We start from the raw sequence: 21,466 nt of genomic DNA on the forward strand, positions 1-21,466 counted from the left end.
ATTGGTCCGGGCTGGCCTGCTAAATTGCCTTCCAGCTCCCCACTTCGAATTCTAGGTGGCAACTGCGCGATTCAGGCCTGCAAGTCCAATGAAGTACGAATGCCGGCGGACGGGTCTCATCTCCCTCCACCGGCATTCGTCGGATTGTGCTGTGCTACAGCGAGCGCAGCAGCACCGCAGTGCCCTGGCCGCCGCCGCCGCAGATGCCTACGGCACCCAGCGAACCGGCCGGCAATTCTTGCAGCTGGCGCGCCAGGGTGCCCACGATGCGGGCGCCCGAGGCGCCGATCGGGTGGCCCAGGGCGATCGCTCCGCCGTGCGGGTTCACGATCTCGGGATCGATGCCCAGCGCGGCGGTGGACTGCACGGCGACCGCGGCGAAGGCCTCGTTGATTTCCACGACCTTCAGGTCCTCGGCCTTGGCGCCGGCGCGCTGCAGAGCGGTGCGGATCGCGTTGGACGGCTGCTCGTGCAGGGTGCGGTCCGGTCCGGCCACAAACGCGTGGGACACGATCTCGGCGATCGGGGTCAGGCCCAGACGATCGATGGCGGCATCGCTGGCAAGCACCACGGCCGCCGCGCCGTCGGTGATCTGCGAGGAGTTGCCCGCGGTGATGGTGCCGTCCTTCGCGAAGGCCGGACGCAGTGCACCCAGGGACTCGACGGTGGTGGAGTCGCGCACGCCGTCATCTTCCGAATACACGGTGTCGCCCTTGCGGGTGGAGATGGTGAACGGGGCGATCTCCCCGGCCAGGAACTCGCGGGAGGCGGCGGCACGTTGATGCGATGCCGCGGCCACGGCGTCCTGGGACTCACGGGTCATGGACAGCTTGGCGTTGTGCTCCTCGGTGGAGGCGCCCATGGAGCGCTGCTCGGCGGCATCGGTCAGGCCGTCGTACTCCAGGGTGTCGATCATCTCGATCGCACCGTACTTGGCGCCGGCGCGGGCGCGCTGCACGTGCGGTGCCAGGGACATGGATTCCTGGCCGATGGCCAGCACCACGTCGACCTCGCCGCTGGCGATCAGGCGCTCGCCGGCCACCACGGCCTCGGCTCCGGAGAGGCACACCGCGTTGACGGCGATGGCCGGGACGTTCAGCGGGACGCCTGCGCCGACGGCCGACTGGCGGGCCGGGTTCTGGCCGGCGCCGCCCTGCAGCACCTGGCCGGCGACCACGCGCTGGATTTCCGAGGGATCAATGCCAGCGCGCTCCATCGCTGCCTTGGCGGCGTGGGCTCCCAGCGCGGTTCCCGGCACGGAAGCCAGGGCCCCGTTGAATTTCATGAACGGGGTGCGGGCGTAGCCTACGATCTTGACGGTCATTCTTACTGGTCCTCCTGGATGTCCACGGCGAAGGGCGCCGCGGTGATTTCTTGAATGCTTGCTGGGGTCTCACCCGGGGCGCAGGCCCGCAGGATGAGTGTCCCGTCTTCGACATCGAAGACGGCGCGGTCGGTGATGATGCGGTTGACGACGCCGACGCCGGTCAGCGGCAGGTCGCACTTTTCAACGATCTTGCTGGTGCCGTCCTTGGCCACGTGGTCGGTGAGCACCAGGACGCGCGGGGTGCCCGCGACCAGGTCCATGGCGCCGCCCATGCCCTTGACGAGTTTGCCCGGAATGGTCCAGTTGGCCAGGTCGCCGTTGGCGGCGACCTGCAGGGCGCCGAGGATCGCGGTGGCCACATGGCCGCCGCGGATCATGCCGAAGCTGGTGGCCGAGTCGAAGAAGCTGCCTCCGGGCAGGATCGTCACGGTCTGCTTGCCGGCATTGATCAGGTCGGCGTCCTCGTCTCCCTCATAGGGGAAGGGGCCCATGCCCAGCAGGCCGTTCTCGCTTTGCAGCTTGACCGAGACACCCTCGGGCAGGTGGTTGGCCACCAGGGTCGGGATGCCGATGCCCAGGTTCACGTACTGGCCGTCGGTCAGCTCGCTGGCGGCGATGGCCGCCATTTCATCTCGCGTCCACATGCCTAGCCCTCCTGCCTGCTGCGCACGGTGCGCTGTTCGATGTCCTTGGTTTCATCCGCCTGGACAAGCGTCTGCACGAAAATGCCCGGGGTTTCCACCAGCGACGGGTCGAGGAAGTCTTCCCGGATATGCTCGGCTTCGGCGAAGGTATGGCGGCCGGACATGGCTGCCAGCGGATTGAAGTTCTTCGAGGTCATGCGGTAGCGCAGGTTGCCTTCGGCATCTGCCTCATAGGCCTTGACCAGGGCGATGTCGGCGAAGATGCCGCGTTCCAGGATGGCCGGCTTGCCGTTGAACTCCATGACTTCCTTGCCCTCGGCGACCGGCGTGCCGACGCCGGTGGGGGTGAAGAAGGCCGGGATGCCAACTCCGCCGGCGCGCAGGCGCTCGGCCAGCGTGCCCTGGGGGCAGAACTCGACATCGAGATCCCCGTTGAGGAACTGCTGGGCGAAGAGCTTGTTCTCACCGACATAGGAGGCCAGCACCTTGGAGACCTGCTTGTTCTCCAGCAGCAGCCCAAGGCCCTTGCCGTCGACTCCCATGTTGTTGGAGACGATGGTCAGGTTCGTCGCGCCCGAGTCCCGCAGTGCCTTGATGAGCCGGGTGGGATTCCCGCTCAGGCCAAAGCCTCCCACGGCGATGGTCATGCCGTCCTTGACGACTTCGGCCAGCGCGGCCGCCGCGTCGTCGCGATACTTCGTTGTCATCGTTTCCTCCATGCCGTCCACGATGTGGAGTGCAGTCTTGATTACCTTCAAACCTACGTAGTCGCAGGTAGGCATTCAATAGGTAGCGAGCCATTGGATCACTATTGCTCAGATGATGAGGAATCGCGGACAGTGCGTCCATATTATGGACGATTGTTGCCGGAGATTAAACAACGTCGAATTCGTTGCCTTCCGGATCCTGCATGGCGATCGCATAGTGTCCCATGGCCGGTTCGTTGTGGATAGCGAGGATGAGCGCTCCGCGCGCCGTCAGACGCTCGGCGGCGGCGCCCACACGCGCGACGCGGGTTGCCATGGGGACGCCTCGTCCGCCGCCGACCTTCAGGTCGAAATGCCAGCGGTTCTTCAAGGTCTTGGATTCGGGAACCTGCTGGAACCAGATGCGCGGTCCGCGGCCGTCGGGGTCGATGATCGACTCGGGCAGGTCGCCGGCGCCCGGCGGCAATTCTTCCTCGGGCACTCCCATGTCCTGCCAATAGCCGCGCCAGCTGACGTGGCCGGCCGGAGGGGGCTCGGGGACATAACCCAGCGCCTCGCCCCAGAAATCCACCATGAGCTGCGGGTTTGCGCAGTCAATGGTCAACTGGATGGTCATGTTCGTTGCCATATCCATGCCAGCAGTATGGCAGAGACGCAAGGCGAGACCGCCGGCCCCGGGCAAATACCCATGAGGCGTTCAACGGCGTGACGAGAACTGCGCGCGGGGGGTCCTGAGCTCTCCAGCAACAGAAGGAGCTTTCCACCCATCAGGTCGAGGCGGGCGCGTTGCTGTCCCGTCTCATTGAGTGCGGCCGAGGCAGCGGTGCAGCGCCCGGGCTGGCCGGTTCCCAGCTGTCACAAGTTCCGGCGGTGAACGCCAATCGTCCATAATGTGGGCATGAGTACTTCTCCCGCAGGAGCGCAGGTTGTCGGACGTCTGGCGGCTGTATTGCGCACCGTGAGCACCTCCATGCCGCAGGGCATCACGACCACGGAGGCCGCGCGGCAGGCGGGATTGCCGCGGCCCACCGTGCACCGGCTGCTGACCGCATTGGTGGCGGAAGGCTTCTGCGACCACGACAACGCTACGGGCCACTGGCTGCTGGGCCCGGAGCTCTACCTCATGGGAGCGGTCGCCGCCGAACGATACGACATCAGCGAGCTGGCCCGGGTGCATGTCGCGGCGCTGGCGGAGGCGACCGGCGAGAGCGCGTTCCTCTCTGCCCGGCGCGGAGACGAGACCGTCTGCCTGCTGCGCCAGGACGGGGCATTTCCCATCCGCTCGTTCGTCCTCTATGAAGGGCGGCGCTTCCCCCTGGGTGTGGCCTCGGCCGGCATCGCAATCCTCGCATTCCTCCCCGAAGACAGCGTGGAAAAGTACTTGCAATCCCACGACCTGGTGCCAGAATACGGCCAGGCCCATTCGGCGCCGGCCCTGCGCGAGAAAGTCGCCGAAACCAGGATGCTGGGATATTCGGTGAATCCCGGGCTGATCGTCGAGGGGAGCTGGGGGATGGGCGCTGCAGTATTCGACGCCACGGGCCAGCCGGCCTGGGCGCTGAGCCTGACCGGCATCCAGAGCCGTTTCGAGGAGGCCCGCCGCAAGGAGCTGGGCCAGCTGCTGCTGCACCACGCGCATGAACTGTCCACGCAGCTGCGCCGCAGCCCCGGAGCAATCACCCGGTAGCCCTCCGGTTCCCGGCATCCGGCGACTCACATGATCACAACTTCCTGCGGTAGTCTGTGCTCCGGACGTGTTCGCGGCGAAGACGTCGACTCGAGCTCTGGAAGGTATTTGTGGGCAATATTCCGTCAGGCATCAACACGCCTGAGATCTTGGTGGACGTGGAAAAGCTGGAGCGGAATATCGCCCGGGTGGCCCAGCGGGTATCCAGCCAGGGGCTGAAGCTGCGCCCCCACGCCAAGACCCACAAGATGCTGGAGGTCGCCGACCGCCAGCTCACCGCGGGGGCCGCGGGCCTGACCGTCGCCACCGTCGGCGAGGCGCTGAACTTCGCCTTGCACGGGGTGCCGAAGCTGTTCATCGCCTACCCGCTGTGGATCAACGAATCCCAGGCCGAGCGCATCCTTGAACTGATGAAGCGGGCCAAGCTGAGCATCGGCACCGACTCGGTCGCCGCCGTGCAGCAGATGGCGAAAATGCTGGGGGAGAAGGCCTGCAAGGTCAAGCTCATGATCGAGATCGACAGCGGCCACCACCGCAGCGGCGTCGCCCCGGCCCAGGCCGTGGAAATCGCCGACGCCGCCCGCGACGCCGGACTGCGCGTGCACGGCGTGTTCACTTTCCCCGGCCACAGCTACGCCCCGAACGCCATCGACGAGGCAGTCAACCAGGAGCACAAGGCGCTCGCCGAGGCAGCCTGCCTGCTGCGCAAGGCCGGACACCAGGTCAAGCGGATCAGCGGAGGCTCCACTCCCACCGCAGAACTGAGCGACAACTCGGTGCTGACCGAGGTCCGCCCCGGGGTCTACGTCTTCGGCGACGCCCAGCAGTTCGAGCTGGGGCGCACCGGATGGAACGACATCGCGCTGAGCGTGGCCTCCACCGTCATCAGCCGCCACGAGGGCTCCGCGGACATCCCGCGGCGCATCGTGGTGGACGCCGGCAGCAAGGTGCTCGGCGCGGACCGCCCGGCCTGGGCCAGCGGCTACGGCCGGGTCATGGAATGCCCCGAAGCGTCGATCACCGCGCTGTCCGAGCACCATGCAACCATCGCCTGGCCCGATGACCGGGAACTGCCCGGCTACGGCGAGCAGCTGCGTATCATCCCGAACCACGTCTGCGTGGCGGTGAACCTGGTGGACTCCGTGCTGGCGATCCACCCGGATGGCGCCGTCGAGCGCTGGGACGTCAACGCCCGCGGGCTGAACTACTAAGGGCCCAAGGCTGACGGCCCAAGGCTGGCGGCTTAAGGCCAGCGGCTCAGGGCGCCGGCTCCAGCTGCTGGGTGGCGTGCGGGTCCCACAGCTGCGCCTTGGACAGCGCCTGCGGCAGTTCGTGGCCGCAGGCCTCGTCGAGCAGGTCGGGGTCGCCGACCACCACCAGCAGGCTGCGGGCGCGGGAGAAGCCGACGTAGAGCATCTCCGCGGCGCGGCCCATGTCCTTGAAGCCGTTCACGCACAGGATCACCACGCTGCGCTCCAGGCCCTTGAAGCCGAGCACGTGCCCGTAGAACTCGCCGTCGCGCTGGTGGAACTCGGGCCAGTATTCGCTGTCCACGGTGCCGTTCTCGAAGTGCCCCTGGTGGATGGGGTGGCGTTTGCTGGTGGTCAGCAGCGCGATCTGGTTGTTCGCCCAGCCCTCGTTAAGCAGCGCGTCCACGCAGTCCGAGGCCGTGTCGATGCTGTCCTCGGTGCTGCTTGCCACGAAGCGCACCGGGATCCCGTCGCCGCCGCGCAGCTTGCTGGCCTGGTCGATGAATCCCTTGAAGGTCTGCGCGATGCTGCGCGTGTTGCGCAGGTTGTCGTCGACATGGATGGGAACCAGCGCGGCGGCCGGGCCGAAGCTCTCGCCCACTGCCTCGCCGTCCCAGCGGCGGTAGACATCCTGCCGGCTGTCCATGAAGGCGTAGACCCGGCCGCCGGTGGGATCCACCGTGCAGGAAAGCAGTGCCTCCCACCAGTCCGGGGCGAAGTCCTGGGCTTCGTCCACGATCACCGCATCCAGCTTCAGCCCGGCGTCCAGCCCCGGGCCGATCTCGCGCAGCATCGCGGGCATGGCCACGTCGAAGTATTCCTGTCCGCTGCCGTCGGGCACCCCCAGGCTGCGCGCGTATTCGTGGAATTCGCCGGTGTGCACCGGCTTGTTCTGCCGCCAAGTGCCGACCTCGGATTTCAGGTAGTGGCCCAGGCCCTTGTTGTAGCAGAACAGGCCAACCCGCAGCCCCTGCTTGGACAGCTCGCGCGCCTTAGCCAGGGCCATCCAGGTCTTGCCGCTGCCGGCGCCGCCGATGAAGCGCACCCGCGGCAGCGAGCGGGTGGCCGAGAGCAGGATCTGCTGGCGGGCGGTCAGGGTCTCCTGGACCTGCTCGTTGCCCAGCGCCTGGGCGTAGTCGACCTCGGCCTGGTCCCCGCCCAGCGGGCCGGTGGAGGAGGTCAGGTGCTTGACCATGCGTTCGGCGAAGTCCAGGGTCAGCCCGGCCAGGCCTCCGCCCTGGTTCTCGATGGCGCTGCGCACGTGCTGGGCGATCTGCGGCATCTGGCCGCGGTCGATGATCAGCTCGCGGGGGAATCCCACCGAGGTGTAGTCAGCAGGCCACGGGGTATAGGGCAGGACCACGATGTGCGCCATGCGGCTGGTGACGCGGGTTCCCATCAGCGGGTAGAGCACGTCCTTCAAGGCGTGGGCGGAGCTTTGCACCTGCGCCATGGGGCTCTGCTTGAGCCGGTGTTTTCCCTTGGCATCCGACTGGTACCAGCAGCCCTCCGAGCTGGAGACCAGGCCGCCCTTGACCTCAATGGCGGCGATGCCCACCTCGGGCCAGAGCACCAGCAGGTCGATCTCGTGCTCGGCGCTGCCATCGCGCAGCTGCACCGAGTGGAAGAGCAGGGCATCCTCGGGCAGCGCGTCGCGCAGCGCCTCGAACACCGCCTTCTCCGCTCCGCCCTTGTCCGTGAACTCCGGATCCTGCGGATAACACCGTGCCATTGATTCCCCCGTGTGATGTTCTGCGGCGCGAAGACGGCCGTCCTACGGGAAGTTTAGGCAGATCAGTGGAGATTTGTCATTCAGATGTCGCCGCGGCGGGCTCCGGGTCCGCTTCGGGCTTCGGCAGCGGCAGCAGCGTGATGGCCACCCAGCCGATCCCGACCCCGATGAACACCGCCAGGATCGGCGCGCCGGTGACGAAGAGGATGATGACCAGGAACGCCGCGACCGGCTCGCCCCAGCCAGCGACCACAGCGGCCGCCATGCCCGTCCCCGTGGCCCGCAGCAACGCTATGAAGCTAGGCGAGGTCGACGACGGCTGGGTGGTTCCGGCCAACGCAATCGATGGGCTGCATTCCTCGGACAAGGCGCTGCTGATGGCCATTGATCGCGAAGGTGTGGTGCTGGCGGCTGTCCGGGCTATGGCAAGCCAAACGATTCATTCACCATCGAGTCGGCGTGGGGCCGGACGGCGAGACCACCTGCAGAGACGCCTCCGCGAACCTGCCGGCCTACCCGTACGCCTTGGAAGCGATGACCAAACTTATCGAAGAGCAGAGCATGAAGCGCGAGGAAATCGCCGTCACCACCGCGCCGATGAGAAACGAATTCGCGTTGATCTCAGGCAACTGCAGCGGCGGCCGAATAGATTGGGCTGAAGACCAAGACCAACACCGCCACCCCGGGGCGCCTTACCCGCGCTGATCTCCGACCCGGGTGCCCGCAAGGGAAGCAATCTGTTCTACACCAGCTGGTACGTGTCGGGTGGGAACCCGATGGGGACGTTCTCGATCCTGCGCACCGATAACCTCTCGAACTACGGCAACCGGTCGGTCCCTGAATTAGATGGCATCGTCAACAAGCCGCTGGGCGCGATGGATTCTTGGAGCGTTTCATTAGGGCAGTAGAAGCGCAGAAAACCACCTACGCGCACATTCCCTGGCTGCTGCGGTAGTCGTCGCCAAGCAGCATCGGGCACCGATAGGAATTGGATTAGCAGCAGCCTCCGGATCCACACGAATCCGGCAGGCTGCTGCTTTCGATGAGAGTCGGATTGCGGGTCACTGCCAGTAGCGGACGGTGATAGAGGGCCCGACTTCGCGTTGAACGTCTTTGGCCAGTCGAAAGCCGGTCTGTGTCCACCGCCGAACGTCGAATCCCATGCGCCAGCCGTGATCCCAATGCATGTGCTCCTGGAATTGGGTATTCCACTGCGAAAGCCGGGCGCAGAGGGTGTCGGACAGGCCGTAGTCCTCCGGGACCTGCATGCCGCATTCCCACAGCGGCCATTCGGCACCGTAATCGCAAAAGATCCGGAGGAGCCTTTGGTCCTCGCAGGGTATTTGGTTACTCATCTCCAAAGCCTACGCTGGCCGACAGTGACTAGGAGTGACAGAATGCTCCCGGTCAGGGGGATGCTGAGGCAAGATGCTTGGCGCTCTCGACGATCAACCTTGCGCCGGCCACGCCCTGACCGAAAAGCAGCGCGAGGCTATCGGCTGGGATATGCTGCACAAGCCGACCGAGTTGACCGTCCTGGAAATGGCCAAGAAGAAGCCGCTGCCGTTCCCTCCGGAACCGGCGGCTTGGCTAGGGGTTAAGATGATGACTTCGGCCATGGCGCGCGCTGATCGCCGCGAAGGCAAGCGGGGACTGTTCCTGCGAACTATGGATGCTATTAAAATGGGATTTGATTCATGAGCGAAAACACCACCGTCTTCGAGATCGGGGCGAACACCCGCAGCGTCGACGCGCTGTCCGTTGAGCTGGCCCACGAGCCCGTGCCTGCGGATCAGTCGTTGGCCGGGGACCCGACTACCGCCGCCGAATCGCTGGGCGAGATCTTCGGCGCAGAGTTCGGCCTGTGGGAGATGAGCGCCGGCACGATGAGCGATGTCGAGGCCGAAGAATTGTTCATCGTGCTGTCGGGCACCGCGACCGTCACGATCCATCCGGTCAATGGCTTCGAGGAACAGACCGTGAACCTGGTTCCGGGCAGCATCTGCCACCTGCGCGAGGGCATGAACACCACATGGGTGCTTGAGGCACCGCTGCGCAAGATGTACCTGGCGAAGTAACCTCCGCCAGACCCGCAGCAGGCGGTGAAATGAACAAAAATTTTGTTCATTTCACCGCCTGCTGCTTTCGGCATTCCCAAACGCGGCCGACGGATCTAGCCTGAAATCCCTGCCGGCGTTGAGGAGCGGGAAAATGTCAGTGAACAAGGAAACGGTCGAAAAATACATCGACGGATTCAACAAGAACGACCATACCCAGATCCTGGCCTGTCTGACCGAGGACATCGTCTGGACCGTCTTCGGGAATTTCCGCCTCACCGGCAAACAAGCCGATGACGCCGCCATAGAGAACGAGGACTTCACCGGATATCCGGTGCTGCGCATCGTGCGCATGGTCGAGGAGGACGACACAGCCATGGCGGAGATTCACGGTGAAACCCACCGAGCCACCGGAGAACAGTTGCGCATGGCCATGGGAGAGGTCTTCGTCATGCGCGATGGGCTGATCTGCGAGCGCCGTGCGTTCGTGATCAACATTGAGGAGAACGACTACAAATGGCTCTTGAAATGCTGTGCAGAAGTAGGACGCGCACTTCATTCGCTGCGGACTACTGCGGACAATGAGATGCCCGGGCCGTCGGAGGAGACAACAGCCCGGTCAGACTCATGAGGTGCTCTAGGCGTTAGCCGCCACCACCTGCGGCCACCATGAAGGCTGGGTCCACAAATCAAGCTCGGCTTCCAGTGCGAGGCCCCGGGTGAAGACCATGACTCATGGTAGGTGCGTCCCCCGATCTGCACGCCGGTGGACACTTCTTCGGGCACGACACCGGAATTGCGCAGGGCGTTTGCCGCCGCACGGGTATTCGCCCAGATTGATGGTCGGCTCGACCTCGACGGTGCGCTGCACCACGGCATCCAGCAGTTCAACAGGGGACAGTTCCTTGATGCGGAACGGCTCGGCGGCCATGGTTGCGGTCAGATGGTGCAGTCGCATTCGCGGGGAAAAGCGGAGAATCAAGTCCTTCTTGCCTGAGGCTAGGCTCCCATCGACTTCCAGGACAGCGATATTTTCAATCCTGTTGAATTGTTGCTGAAACATGCCGGGAGTGGGGCGACCAAAAAGTGCCCCACCACGGCAGTTGGGGGTCTGCGATGGTGGGGCACATGCGGGGAGGATCAGGCGCGGGGCTTGCGCTCCCGACGTTCCTGGAGCAGCGCCTGGCGCAGCTCGGTATTGGCAGCCACGTTCGCTGCCGTGCCTGCCAGCGCGACCGCGGCGTCAAGCACCGCCTGGTCAGCGCCCGCCGAGCAGGTTTCCGCGGCGAACGCGGCGGTGTGCGGCATGCCGACCGCGTCCAGCACGGCAATCACCGGGTGGATTGCCGGCAGGTACTGGGACACGTTGCCCATGTCGGTGGAGCCTCCGCCGGTGCTGCCTGCCGGAAGCTGCAGCAGGTTCCTGCCGGTGGCACGAAGGGAGTTGTTCCAGAGGGAAAGGATGCGCTCGTCCTGCAGCACCGGAAGGTAAGCGGGGCAGGACTGCTCCCAGTCCATCTCGCAGCCGCTGGCCAGCGCCGCGCCGTGGCAGGCGCGCAGCACCTTGTCCTTGACCTCCTGCTGCAGCGCGGCGTCGTGGGCGCGGACCTCGATCTCCAGGCTGGCCTGCGCCTGGATCACGTTGGTCACGGCCTTGGTGGGCAGTACCACCGCGTTGATTCGGATGCCGTCGGGCAGCTGCTGGCGCAGCAGGCCGATGGCCACCTGGGCGATGGTCGCGGCGTTGGAGGCGTTGACCCCGTGCGAGGGGGCGGCCGCTGCATGGGAGGCGGCGCCGGTGAAGTGCACCTTGAAGCGGTCGCAGCCCTGCGAGGAGGTGCCGGTGCAGTCGATGTCCATGCCCGGGGTCGGGTGCACCATGATGGCGAAGTCCACGTCGTCGAAGGCCCCGGCGCGCAGCATCAGTTCCTTGCCGCCGCCGTCTTCCTCGGCCGGGGTGCCCAGCAGCACCACACGCAGATCCAGCTCCTCGGCCACCTGCGCCAGCGCCAGCGCGGCTCCGACGGCGCCGGAGGCGATGATGTTGTGCCCGCAGGCGTGCCCGATGCCAGGCAGCGCATCGTATTCCGCGCAGATGCCCACCGTCAGCGAACCGCTGCCGAATTCAGCGCGCAGGCTGGTCTCCAGATCGTATCCGCCGAGCTGCACATTGAAGCCAGCCTGTTCCAGCGGGGCAGCGACGCGGACCACGGAGCGGTGTTCGTTGAACGCGATTTCCGGGTCGGCATGCAGGGCCGCGGACAGGCCCAGCAGGGTTTGGCTGTGTGTTGCCACGGACTGCTGCAGGCGCTGTGCGGTGGATGAAGCGGTGGCCAGTTCCATGGGTTACTCTCCTTCGGCCGCTGCGGCCGCTACGGGGGTCGACTCCGCCGGGGCGCCAGCGGGCGTGGGGGTGTCGCGGAAGCGCAGGGCCAGCAGGGCCACGCCCAGAGACAGCACGGCGCAAATGATCCAGACGGCCACGTAGGTGCTGTCGGCCGATACCGTGCTCGGGGTGCCGTCCACCGTGACGGACACCAGCGCCGAGGACATCACCAGGGCGAACACGGCGCCGGAGACCGAGCCGGATGCGGTGCGGGTGGTGTTGTACAGCGCGGAGGCGATGGCCACCGAATCAGCCGGGGACTTGCGCACCACGATGGCCGGCAGCAGGCCGAGGATCAGGCCGTTGCCGAAGGCGCCGATGGCCATGGACACCATGAAGGCCGTGGCGTTGTCCGCCATGAGGATCATGCCGCCGAAGGACACCGCGGAGAGCACCGAGCCGGCGATGATCGCGGCACGCGCACCGATCTTCGAGCCAATGCGGTCGGCCTGGGTGGTGCCGATGAACGTCATCAGCGCCAGCACCAGGAACAGCAGGCCGATGGCCGAGCTGCCCAGCCCCAGGCCGAAACCGTAGGTGTTCGGGTCGGTCATGATGAACAGCGAACCGGCGGTCTGCGAACCGAACATCTGGGCGCCGAAGAACGCCGCGGCGACGATCGGCAGGCCGATGCCGGTGCCGGTGAGCACCTTCAGATCGATCAGCGGGTAGGCGACTCGGCCTTCCACGCGCACCCAGATGGCCAGCAGGAGCACGCCTGAGATGATGGTGCCCCAGGTGGCGGCGGAATCCCAGCCCCAGGTCGCGGCGTTGGAAATGCCCAGCAGGGTGGACAGCAGGCCTGCGGTCAGCAGCACGGCGCCGGCCCAGTCGATCGTTCCGGCCGTGCGGGTGCTGGATTCGGGCACCAGCCAGGCCACCACCGGAATGCACAGCACCAGGAACAGCGCCGGTGCCAGCAGCACCAGGGTCAAGTCGTCCAGGGCGGACAGCAGCACGCCTGAGAACATGGCACCCAGCGCGCCGCCCAGGGTCAAAGCGCCCACGAGCTTGCCGATGCTGCGTCCGGCTGACTCCTCGTCCCGGCTGCGCACGATCGCGAATTCCAGCGGGAGGAAGGCGCCCAGCGGGGCCTGGAGAGCACGGCCCACCAGCAGCCAGGTGAAGCTCGGCGCGAAGGCCACCAGCAACGAGCCGGCCGCGACCAGGCAGACGGTGATCAGCAGCATCTTCTTGTGCCCGTACAGGTCCCCGAGCTTGCCGATGATGGGCACGAACGCAACGGTCATCAGCAGGTAGATGACCATGACCCAGTTCAGGGCCGCGGCATCCACGCCGAAATCCGCGCCGATGCGCGAGAGCAGGGGAGGGAACCAGCCTTGCAGCAGGCCTGAACCGAATTCCATGACGACCAGGAAGCCGACGGCGCCGCCGGCCGCCTTCCTGGTGGTGCGAGTTGTTGATGACATCTGATGATCCGATACTTCAGTGAAGGCCGCGAGTTGTTCGAGCCGAGATAAAGCTATAAATACCTGCCGACTTTCTAGGCGCTATACTTGAAAGTAGACGATTTAGGAGTCATCTTGCAGGAATATTCGGTTGATGCTCTCGATCTGCGGATTATTAACGCCCTGCAAATCCGCCCGCGCGCCCCGTGGACCCAGCTGGCCCCGATTCTCGGCGCGGACGCGGCGACGCTGAACCGGCGCTGGCAGCAGCTGTCCGAGCACGGCATCGCCTGGATCACGACCTTCGACTGGAACGCCTGGAAAGCGGCGGCGCTGGTGGAGATCAACTGCCACTCCGGAGCCAACACGCAGGTCGCGCTCGCGCTGGCCGAATCCCCGGAGGCCATCGCGGTCGACCTGACCGCCGGAGGCCGCGACATCGTGGCAACCGTCGCGGCGAGTGATTCGCACGCACTGGGAAAATACCTTCTCGACGAGCTGCCCAAGGTGCCCTCCGTGGCCTCGGTGCGCAGCCACCCCATCGCCCGCACCCTCATCGACGGGCGTTCCTGGCGGGTGCGCGCGCTGGACGCCCACGAAAGCGCGCGCGTCGCGGGCCTTCCGCTACCTGCCACCAGCCGTTCCGCGATCCGCAACCCGGAGCTCGAACGGGCAATGCTGGCCCTGCTGAATCGGGACGGCCGAGCCAGCGCCACCAGGATTGCTTCCGAACTGGATCAGAACCCGCGGCATATCCGCGAGCTGCTGGCATTGATGCAGCGCAGCGGAGCGCTCATCCAGCGCACGGATCTGGCCCGGTCGCGCTCGGGATGGCCGGTCAGCGCGTGGCATTTCATGCGCGTCCCGGCCACCAAGCTGGAGGGCATCGCCGGCAGGCTGGAAAACCTCCCCGAGGTCCGGCTGGTCTCGCACACCGTGGGCCCGCACGATCTGATCATGGACGTGTGGCTCAAGGACCTGAGCCAAGTGCAGCAGCTCGAACAGGCCCTGGAGATCCGTCTGGCCGGGCTGGTCATCAGCGACCGTTCGGTGGTGCTGCGCACGGTCAAGCAAATGGGCCAGATACTGGACGACGAGGGCCGCTCGGTGGGGCGCACTCGCCTTTAGCGCGGGAGGCCGAGCAGCTGCAGATGGCTTAGGGCGCCGTGCGCAGCACCCGCAACAGGCAGCGTTCTGCAGGATTCAAGTGATGGCGGGTCTTCAGCTGCCGGTACGAGCGACGCAGCCGATCCAGCCGCTCGGGTTCCTCGCACAAGAGCAGGACCCTTGGATCGATGTAGGATTCCCGGGCGATCGTCGGGGTATTGCCGAGCTTCGCGGCGGCCGTTTCCACCGCGTGCTTGGCCAGCTGTTCCGGGCGCTGCGGGGCGGTGCCCGGGACTTCCAGCATCGCCTGCAGTGCGCAGCTCGTGCCGCCCCATGTCCTGAAGTCCTTGGCCGTAAAAGGCCCGCCCATGGCCTGGCGCAGGTAGCTGTTCACCCGATCGGCATCCATGCGGTGCGCATGGTGGTTCTCATCGAGAAATCGGAAGAGTTCGTGGCCTGGCATGTCTTTCAGCTCCTCGAGGATGCGCATCAGCTTGGGATTGCTCACACGAATGGACTGGGGCTGCCCCGATTTTCCGGTGAACTCCAACTTCAACGATGCACGGGCAGGTTTGACGTGCTTGCGGCGCAGGGTCGTGGCACCGAAGGAGACACCCGCACCGGACCGGGCTGGCGTACCGACCCGCAGCAGATGCTCGTCAATGAGCGCGATGACCGCCGCCGCGACCTTTTGCTCGTTGGCCGAACGCCGACGGAGGTCCTTGCGCACCTGGGCGCGCAGCTGCGGCAGGGCGGTACCGAACTCCAGCATCCGGGCGAATTTCGCTTCGTCTTGGCGAGCCCTGAACACCGGGTTGTAGATCGACTGGGTGCGTCCTGCCGCATCCACGCCGACAGCCTGCACTTTGGCTCGCGGACTGCGTGCAATCCGCACCTGCTTCCACGCCGGTGGAATGGCCAATCCCTTGATGCGGTCCAGCTCCTGCTGGTCCGTAATCCTCTGCGAGTCCAGCTCGTAGTAGAAGCCGCGGCCTGCACCCTTGCGGATGATCGGGAGCCGATCCTTGCGTGCCATGCGCCCCGTCCTCAATGTTGTTCCTGCTCTTGGCAATACCCTAGGAAAATCACGGATGCCGGCGGTACCCGGCTCGGCGAATTCCAAGGCGGGACGGGGACTGCGTCCGCTGCGGGAGTTTCCGGCGGATGCGGGACAAGGCATGATGGGAGCATGGAGAATTCATCCGCACCTGCCTGGACCGCCAACTACCAGCCCGGCGTTCCCGCCGAAATCAAGCTGCCCACCGAATCGCTGAGCCACATGTTCGAACGCTCGGTGCTCGAAGCCGGGTCCAGCCCGGCCACCGAGTTCTTCGGCCGGCGGATGAGCTACAAGGAACTCGGAGAGCAGGTCCAGCGGGCCGCCGAAGGGCTGCGCAAGCTCGGCGTGCGCGCCGGGGACCGGGTGGCGCTGATCCTGCCCAACTGCCCGCAGCACGTCATCGCGTTCTATGCGGTGCTCCGCCTGGGCGCCGTGGTGGTCGAGCACAACCCGCTGTACACCTCGCGCGAACTGCGCCACCAGTTCGAGGACCACCAGGCGCGCGTGGTCATCGCCTGGGACAAGGTGGTCGAGCACGTCCAGGAATTCCCGAAGGACATCCAGATCGACTCGATCGTCGCGGTGAACCTGCTGGACGCCTTCCCTGCCGTCAAGCGCCTGGCGCTGAGCCTCCCGGTCAAGAAGCTGCGCGAGACCAAGAATTCGCTGACCAGTCGCACGCGCGGCACCAGCTCGTTCAAGCAGCTGCTCAAGTCCGCGCCGCTGGATGCCGGGCATCCGTACCCGCAGGTCCAGGACCTCGCGGTCATCCAGTACACCTCGGGCACCACCGGGCGTCCCAAGGGCGCCATGCTCACCCACTTCAACCTGTACTCCAACGCCCTGCAGGGCGAAGCCTGGATGCACGGGGCGCAGGAGCGCAAGGAAATCCTCTATGCGATCCTGCCGATGTTCCATGCCTTCGGCATGACCCTGTACCTGACCTTCGGAGTGAAGAAGCAGGGCCTGCTGGTGCTTTTCCCGAAGTTCGACCCGGACATGATCCTGGACGCGTGGAAGAAGTCCCCGGCCAGCGTGTACTGCGCGGTGCCGCCGATCTACGAGCGCACCGCTCTGGCCGCCAAGGAGCGCGGCATGTCCTTGGCCAGCGCCAAGTACTGCATTTCCGGCGCGATGAACCTCCCGGACCACGTGGTGGAGCTGTGGGAATCGATGTCCGGCGGCCTGCTGGTCGAGGGCTACGGAATGACCGAGTCCTCGCCGGTGGCCATGGGCAACCCGTTCCACCCAAGCCGTCATGCAGGCACCATCGGGGTGCCGTTCCCTTCCACCTTGATGAAGGTTGTCGACGTGGACGACCCGAGCCGTGAAGTGGCTCAGGGCGAGCCCGGCGAGCTGCTGATCAAGGGGCCGCAGGTCTTCCGGGGCTACTGGAACAATCCGGAGGAAACCGCGAAAACCCTGACCGCGGACGGCTGGCTGCACACCGGCGACGTGGTCGCCGTGGACGAGGCGGGCTTCGCCACAATGGTGGACCGCGCCAAGGAACTGATCATCACCGGCGGTTTCAACGTGTCGCCGACCGAGGTTGAAATCGCGCTGCGCCAGCATGCGGACGTCGCCGACGCCGCCGCCTTCGGAAAGCCGCTGGCCCGCGGTGGCGAGATGGTGGTTGCCGCCGTCCAGCTGGAAGAGGGCGCGGCCCTGGACGAGGACGCGCTGCGCGAGCACTGCCGTGAGCTGCTGGCCGCCTACAAGGTTCCCAAGCGCATCCTCGCCATCGACGAGATGCCACGCTCGATGCTGGGCAAGATCCTGCGCAAGCAGGTCAAGGACGGCCTGGTCGATTCCATCTGATGCAAGCCCATCGAGGGGATAGCCAGCAGCCGCAACCCGGCGGCCCTGCCGCGCTATCCCTCCAGCAACCGCAGGCTGGTTTGGCAGCTCAGCGCTTACGGATCTTGACCTTGAAGTATTCTTCGGCCCACTGCTCGCTCTCCAGCTGGCTGTCATCGCCATCCAGCCAGCTGTGGATCAGCTGGACCAGCCGTTGTGCCGATCTTACGGTGCACACGCGATGCAGGCCAGGTCGGGAGTAGTTCCACCACTCGAAGGTGAATTCCTGACCGGACTCCCAGTAGGTTTGCACGAATTCCGGGTGCTCCACTCCCGGCCGGGGCTTGGCAATGGTCAGGAACGGGGTTCGCAGGTGGGGCAATCGATTGATCCAATAGCCCAAGTGCTCGGCGGTGATGCTGTCCCAGCGGTATGAGGAAGAACTGATGTCCAACCCTCGATAGATCGTCGTTCCATCAGCGCTGGTGGAGGTGTGCATGGTTGTTTCGATCCGAGCGCTTGAGGCAGGGTATTCAGCAGATGAGGCTTTCCGGAGCAATGTGCGCAACGAATTCAGCATGTGGAATATGGCTCCTTGTCAGCTCGCTGAGCTGTTCTTCGATGTCGTCAATCCAATCTCGGTGGATTTCGGGGGTGTATCCGGGCTCGGAATGGGCATGCACGCTAAGCTGTGGCGCGGTGCCCTGCATCCAGACTCCCACATGGTCATCCAGGTCGGAACGCTGCACCAAATCGATCAGGCGTCTTGCGACCTCCAGCTGTTCCTGATCTGTGCGCAGGGCCGTGACGCAGAATTTGATTGCGATTGGATCGTTCATCGTTCGATCTCCTTTCCTGATTGGCCAAAGCCAAGCAGCTAGAACTCATGTCTCTCCTATGGCTCGCTCTACATGCCGCCGCGCAGGTGGGCGGCCGGAAACCCGCTAGCGAAGCCGCGGCATCGCCGAGAGCAGTGACTTGGTGTACTCATGCTGCGGGTCCCCGAAGATCTGCGCGGTATCTGCCTGCTCCACGATCCGCCCCCGGGTCATCACCGCGACTCGGTCGCTCATGTGTTCGATGACCGACAGGTCGTGGGAAATGAACAGGTAGCTGGTTCCCGTTTCCTGCTGGATGCGGTCCAGCAGGTCAAGCACCGTCGCCTGGATCGACACGTCCAAGGCGGACACCGGCTCGTCGAGCACCAGCACCGCGGGCTGGGGAGCCAACGCCCGGGCGATGGCCAGGCGCTGGCGCTGGCCTCCGGACAGCTCGCGCGGGTTGCGCGAGGCGAGTGCGGGATCAAGTTCCACCTGCTCCAGCAGCTGCGCCACCTCGTCGCGGTATCCGCCGGCCGCGCGCTTGGACTTGCCTTTGCTCAGCGCGTCGGCGAGCAGCTGGCCAGCCGTGTAGCGGGGGTCGAAGGAACCCAGCGGGTTCTGGTAGATCGCGCCCATGGCGCGGCGCAGTTCCCGGCGCTGGGACTCCTTGCGCGGGGCGAACTCCTGGCCCAGCAGCTGGACCTGCCCGGAGTCGGGTTTCTGCAGTCCCAGCACGATGCGTGCGGTGGTGGTTTTCCCGGACCCGGATTCTCCGACGAGACCCAGCGTGGTGCCGCTGGGCAGTTCGAAGGACACCGAGTCCACGGCCCGGCGGCCGCCGAAGGACATGGACAGATTCTGCGCGCGCAGTGCCGGCGCCGAGTCTGCGGCATCGGCCGCCACGGCCGTGGGCGCGGCAGGCGCCGGGGAAGCGGAAAGCGGGACAAAACGCGGGACGCCGGAGGGAACTGCCCGCAGCAGCGTGCGGGTGTACTCGTGCTGCGGATCTTCCAGCACGCCGGCGGCGGGCCCGTGCTCCACGATCTTCCCGCGGCGCATCACAGCGATCTCGTCGGCCAGGTTCGCGACCTGGGCCAGGTCGTGGCTGATCATCAGCACCGCGCGGCCCTGCTCCTTCAGCTGGCGCAGCTGCTGCAGCACCAGGGCGGTCAGCTTCGAATCCAGCGCGGTGGTCGCCTCGTCGGCGATGACCACCTGCGGGTCGCCGATCAGCGCCTGGGCGATCAACGCGCGCTGGCGCATGCCTCCGGACAGTTCGGTGGAGCGCTGCCGCGCCCGCAGTTCGGGATCCGGCAGGTGCACCCGCTTCAAGGCGTCGATGACCCGGGCGCGGCGCTCGGCACGGGAGTAGGAGCCGTGGACCTTCAACGCGTCGCCGATTTCCCGGCCCACCGGGCGCAGCGGGTCCAGCGCCATCAGCGCATCCTGCAGGATCATGGACACGGCATTGCCGCGGATGCCCTGCCACTGGCGGTCGCGCAGCGCCAGGCCGTCGCGGCCGCAGACCTGCAGCGTGTCAGCGGTGACGGTGCCGCCGGACAGTCCCAGCAGGCTGCGCGCGGTCACGGATTTGCCGGACCCTGATTCGCCGACCAGCGCCAGGGCGCGGCCCGGGGACAGGGTGAAGGAGACGTCCTGCACCGCGACGGTGCAGCCGAAGCTGACCGAGAGGTTGGAGACGGTGATCAGCGGTGCTCGCTCCTGCCCGGAGGACTGGGATTCGATGCTCATATGGTTCTGGCCTTTCCGCCCAGAGCCCGGCCGATCAGCGTGGCCCCGGCGGCCACGACCACGATGGCCAGGCCCGGGAACAGGCTCATCCACCAGGCCAAATGCAGGTAGGTGCGCCCGGCCGAAAGCATGGCGCCCCATTCGGGCGCAGGCGGGGGAGTGCCCAGGCCCAGGAAGGACAGCGCCGCGGCCCAGATGACCGCCTGTCCCACCCCCAGGGTGACCAGGGCGAGCAGCGGCTTGAGCGCGTTGGGCACCAGGTGGTTGCGGACTTTCAGCCAGGTGCCGCGGCCCAGCACGGTGGCCGCTTCCAGCATTTCGGAATTCTTCAGCGTGCGGATCTGGCTGCGCACCAGGCGCGCGTAGCCCGGCGCGGTGGACAGGCCCACCGCGATGATGGCAGGTCCCACGCCGGGTCCGGTGAACGCGATGATCAGCAGCGCGAGCAGCAGCGAGGGGATGGAATACAGTGCTTCGAGCACCCGCAGGATGATGCCGTCCAGCCAGCGCGGCGCCATGGCGGCCAGGGTGCCCAGCACGATGGCCAGCCCCATGCCCACCGCGGTGGCGGCCAGGCCGATGAACAGCGAATCGCCGGCACCGTGGATGACGCGGGTGTAGATGTCCCGCCCGGATTCATCGGTGCCGAATACGTGGCCGGCGCCCGGCGCCTGAAACGCCTGGGCGGGGTTGATGGCCAGCGGGTCGCCCGGGGTGATCAGCGCCGGAGCTAGGGCGGTCAGCGCCCAGAAGGCGATGAACAGCCACGCAAGGATCTTTGACAGCCGGCTCATGAGGCGGCTCCCGCCGGGTCGATGGCGCGCTGTACGGCGTCGGTCAGCGCCATGACCAGGATGTAGACCAGCGCGGAGAACAACGCCAGGCCGGTGACCATGGGGATGTCGCGGGCCAGCACCGCGGAGAGCAACGAGCGTCCCAGCCCGGGGCGGGCGAAGATCACCTCGACCACCACCGCGCCGGAGAGAAGGGAAGAGAACGCCCAGCCGGTCAGGTTCAGCGCCGGCAGCGAGGCATGCCGCAGGCCGTGGCGCCAGAAGACCGCCAGCCGGCTTTCGCCGCGGGCCCGGGCCGCCAGAGCGAACTGGCTGGACATGGCAGTGGCCAGCGAATCGCGCATGAGCTGGGTGAGGAAGCCGGCCAGCGGCAGCGCCAGGGTCAGCACCGGCAGCACCAGCCCGGCCGCGGTGCCGTTGTCCACCGCGGGCAGCCAGCCCAGGGCGGAGGAGAAGACCATGATCAGCACCGCGCCAAGCCAGAAGTGCGGGACGGCGGCAGCCACGATCTCCACCATGCCGCCCAGCCAGGCACCGAAGCGGTTGGCCCGCATGGCCAGCGCGGCGAAGAGCAGCGCCAGTGCCCAGGCAGCGGCCAGCGCCAGCAGGGCCAGGATGATGGTCTTGGGCAGCACCTCGGCCATCACGTCGGTCACCGGGCGCTTGAGCGCGTAGGAGGTGCCGAAGTCCAGCCGCGCCAGCTTGCCCAGGAACATCAGGTACTGCACGGCCGCCGGCTGGTCCAGACCGAATTCGGCGCGGGCGGCGGCCAGCGCCTGCGCCGAGGCCTGGGAGCCGGGCCCGCCCATGATGGCCTCGGCGGGGTCGCCGGGGATCAGCCGGATGCCGATGAAGATGGCGGTGGCCACCAGCCACAGAACCACCAGCGCCCCGCCGAGCTTCCGGGCGGCCCAGCCGAGTGTTCCCATGGGCGGG

General features: G+C 66.3%; 24 protein-coding genes. 8 read left to right on the forward strand and 16 right to left on the reverse strand.

Annotation, left to right across the window (positions count from 1 at the left end; genetic code table 11):
* Positions 1–154: 154 nt before the first annotated feature.
* The 4 genes from IEY43_RS03615 to IEY43_RS03630 all read right to left on the reverse strand — a co-directional run bounded on the left by IEY43_RS03615 (position 155) and on the right by IEY43_RS03630 (position 3,312).
* A complete protein-coding gene (locus tag IEY43_RS03615) occupies positions 155–1,324 on the reverse strand; it encodes an acetyl-CoA C-acyltransferase (RefSeq protein WP_188947239.1) in 1,170 nt (389 codons plus the stop codon).
* A 2-nt stretch (positions 1,325–1,326) separates the two neighbouring features.
* Positions 1,327–1,971, reverse strand: a complete 645-nt coding sequence (locus IEY43_RS03620) for a CoA transferase subunit B (RefSeq protein ID WP_188947240.1) — start codon at positions 1,969–1,971, stop codon at positions 1,327–1,329.
* A 2-nt stretch (positions 1,972–1,973) separates the two neighbouring features.
* Complete coding sequence (locus IEY43_RS03625) at positions 1,974–2,678, reverse strand: CoA transferase subunit A (RefSeq protein WP_188947241.1); 705 nt, start codon at positions 2,676–2,678, stop codon at positions 1,974–1,976.
* A 166-nt stretch (positions 2,679–2,844) separates the two neighbouring features.
* Positions 2,845–3,312 (reverse strand): VOC family protein, encoded by a 468-nt coding sequence (locus tag IEY43_RS03630; protein WP_229777256.1) that lies wholly within the window; start codon positions 3,310–3,312, stop codon positions 2,845–2,847.
* A 264-nt stretch (positions 3,313–3,576) separates the two neighbouring features.
* On the opposite strand from IEY43_RS03630, the gene IEY43_RS03635 reads away from it, so the two are divergent.
* Together IEY43_RS03635 and IEY43_RS03640 are read left to right on the forward strand one after the other, a co-directional pair.
* Entirely contained in the window at positions 3,577–4,365 is a 789-nt protein-coding gene (locus IEY43_RS03635; protein ID WP_188947242.1) for an IclR family transcriptional regulator, read from the forward strand.
* Between the two features lie 110 nt (positions 4,366–4,475).
* The gene (locus IEY43_RS03640) at positions 4,476–5,576 is read left to right on the forward strand and encodes an alanine racemase (protein ID WP_188947243.1); all 1,101 of its coding nucleotides are present in this window, start codon (positions 4,476–4,478) and stop codon (positions 5,574–5,576) included.
* Between the two features lie 46 nt (positions 5,577–5,622).
* On the opposite strand, the gene IEY43_RS03645 is transcribed toward IEY43_RS03640, so the two are convergent.
* Together IEY43_RS03645 and IEY43_RS03650 are read right to left on the reverse strand one after the other, a co-directional pair.
* Positions 5,623–7,347: a nuclease-related domain-containing DEAD/DEAH box helicase gene (locus IEY43_RS03645; protein WP_188947244.1), complete on the reverse strand. Its 1,725-nt coding sequence runs from the start codon at positions 7,345–7,347 to the stop codon at positions 5,623–5,625.
* A gap of 76 nt (positions 7,348–7,423) precedes the next feature.
* Positions 7,424–7,732: a hypothetical protein gene (locus IEY43_RS03650; protein WP_188947245.1), complete on the reverse strand. Its 309-nt coding sequence runs from the start codon at positions 7,730–7,732 to the stop codon at positions 7,424–7,426.
* Here IEY43_RS03650 and IEY43_RS03655 point away from each other — a divergent pair.
* Positions 7,732–8,052, forward strand: a complete 321-nt coding sequence (locus IEY43_RS03655) for a hypothetical protein (RefSeq protein ID WP_188947246.1) — start codon at positions 7,732–7,734, stop codon at positions 8,050–8,052. The two genes, IEY43_RS03650 and IEY43_RS03655, sit on opposite strands and share 1 nt — an antisense overlap.
* Positions 8,053–8,408: 356 nt before the next feature.
* On the opposite strand, the gene IEY43_RS03660 is transcribed toward IEY43_RS03655, so the two are convergent.
* Complete coding sequence (locus tag IEY43_RS03660) at positions 8,409–8,702, reverse strand: immunity protein CdiI family protein (RefSeq protein ID WP_188947247.1); 294 nt, start codon at positions 8,700–8,702, stop codon at positions 8,409–8,411.
* A 73-nt stretch (positions 8,703–8,775) separates the two neighbouring features.
* On the opposite strand from IEY43_RS03660, the gene IEY43_RS03665 reads away from it, so the two are divergent.
* From IEY43_RS03665 to IEY43_RS03675, 3 genes are all read left to right on the forward strand, one after another.
* The gene (locus IEY43_RS03665; RefSeq protein ID WP_188947248.1) at positions 8,776–9,048 is read left to right on the forward strand and encodes a hypothetical protein; all 273 of its coding nucleotides are present in this window, start codon (positions 8,776–8,778) and stop codon (positions 9,046–9,048) included.
* Positions 9,045–9,425 (forward strand): cupin domain-containing protein, encoded by a 381-nt coding sequence (locus IEY43_RS03670; protein ID WP_188947249.1) that lies wholly within the window; start codon positions 9,045–9,047, stop codon positions 9,423–9,425. The genes IEY43_RS03665 and IEY43_RS03670 overlap by 4 nt, the downstream gene beginning before the upstream one ends.
* A gap of 133 nt (positions 9,426–9,558) precedes the next feature.
* Positions 9,559–10,035 carry a nuclear transport factor 2 family protein gene (locus IEY43_RS03675; protein ID WP_188947250.1) on the forward strand — a complete coding sequence of 159 codons (477 nt, stop codon included), beginning with the start codon at positions 9,559–9,561 and terminating at the stop codon, positions 10,033–10,035.
* A gap of 102 nt (positions 10,036–10,137) precedes the next feature.
* On the opposite strand, the gene IEY43_RS03680 is transcribed toward IEY43_RS03675, so the two are convergent.
* From IEY43_RS03680 to IEY43_RS03690, 3 genes are all read right to left on the reverse strand, one after another.
* Positions 10,138–10,362 (reverse strand): hypothetical protein, encoded by a 225-nt coding sequence (locus IEY43_RS03680; RefSeq protein WP_188947251.1) that lies wholly within the window; start codon positions 10,360–10,362, stop codon positions 10,138–10,140.
* A 182-nt stretch (positions 10,363–10,544) separates the two neighbouring features.
* On the reverse strand, positions 10,545–11,747 hold the full coding sequence (locus tag IEY43_RS03685) for an amidohydrolase (protein ID WP_188947252.1): 1,203 nt from the start codon (positions 11,745–11,747) through the stop codon (positions 10,545–10,547).
* Between the two features lie 3 nt (positions 11,748–11,750).
* Entirely contained in the window at positions 11,751–13,220 is a 1,470-nt protein-coding gene (locus IEY43_RS03690; protein WP_188947253.1) for an MFS transporter, read from the reverse strand.
* Between the two features lie 114 nt (positions 13,221–13,334).
* Between IEY43_RS03690 and IEY43_RS03695 the strand changes: the two genes are divergently transcribed.
* Positions 13,335–14,327 (forward strand): Lrp/AsnC family transcriptional regulator, encoded by a 993-nt coding sequence (locus tag IEY43_RS03695; RefSeq protein ID WP_188947254.1) that lies wholly within the window; start codon positions 13,335–13,337, stop codon positions 14,325–14,327.
* A 28-nt stretch (positions 14,328–14,355) separates the two neighbouring features.
* Here IEY43_RS03695 and IEY43_RS03700 read toward each other — a convergent pair whose 3' ends face one another.
* Positions 14,356–15,342 carry a DNA topoisomerase IB gene (locus tag IEY43_RS03700; RefSeq protein ID WP_188947255.1) on the reverse strand — a complete coding sequence of 329 codons (987 nt, stop codon included), beginning with the start codon at positions 15,340–15,342 and terminating at the stop codon, positions 14,356–14,358.
* A 153-nt stretch (positions 15,343–15,495) separates the two neighbouring features.
* Between IEY43_RS03700 and IEY43_RS03705 the strand changes: the two genes are divergently transcribed.
* Positions 15,496–17,184, forward strand: a complete 1,689-nt coding sequence (locus IEY43_RS03705) for a long-chain-fatty-acid--CoA ligase (protein WP_188947256.1) — start codon at positions 15,496–15,498, stop codon at positions 17,182–17,184.
* An 88-nt stretch (positions 17,185–17,272) separates the two neighbouring features.
* Here IEY43_RS03705 and IEY43_RS03710 read toward each other — a convergent pair whose 3' ends face one another.
* From IEY43_RS03710 to IEY43_RS03730, 5 genes are all read right to left on the reverse strand, one after another.
* Positions 17,273–17,743, reverse strand: coding sequence for a hypothetical protein (locus IEY43_RS03710; protein WP_188947257.1), 471 nt, complete (start codon positions 17,741–17,743; stop codon positions 17,273–17,275).
* On the reverse strand, positions 17,697–18,002 hold the full coding sequence (locus IEY43_RS03715; protein WP_188947258.1) for a hypothetical protein: 306 nt from the start codon (positions 18,000–18,002) through the stop codon (positions 17,697–17,699). Before IEY43_RS03715 ends, IEY43_RS03710 begins: the two co-directional genes overlap by 47 nt.
* 105 nt (positions 18,003–18,107) lie before the next feature.
* Entirely contained in the window at positions 18,108–19,736 is a 1,629-nt protein-coding gene (locus IEY43_RS03720; protein ID WP_188947259.1) for a dipeptide ABC transporter ATP-binding protein, read from the reverse strand.
* Entirely contained in the window at positions 19,733–20,530 is a 798-nt protein-coding gene (locus IEY43_RS03725; protein ID WP_188947260.1) for an ABC transporter permease, read from the reverse strand. Before IEY43_RS03725 ends, IEY43_RS03720 begins: the two co-directional genes overlap by 4 nt.
* The gene (locus IEY43_RS03730) at positions 20,527–21,459 is read right to left on the reverse strand and encodes an ABC transporter permease (RefSeq protein WP_188947261.1); all 933 of its coding nucleotides are present in this window, start codon (positions 21,457–21,459) and stop codon (positions 20,527–20,529) included. Before IEY43_RS03730 ends, IEY43_RS03725 begins: the two co-directional genes overlap by 4 nt.
* Positions 21,460–21,466 lie beyond the last annotated feature (7 nt).

Source organism: Glutamicibacter protophormiae (assembly GCF_014647495.1).
GTDB classification, from domain to species: Bacteria; Actinomycetota; Actinomycetes; order Actinomycetales; family Micrococcaceae; genus Glutamicibacter; species Glutamicibacter protophormiae.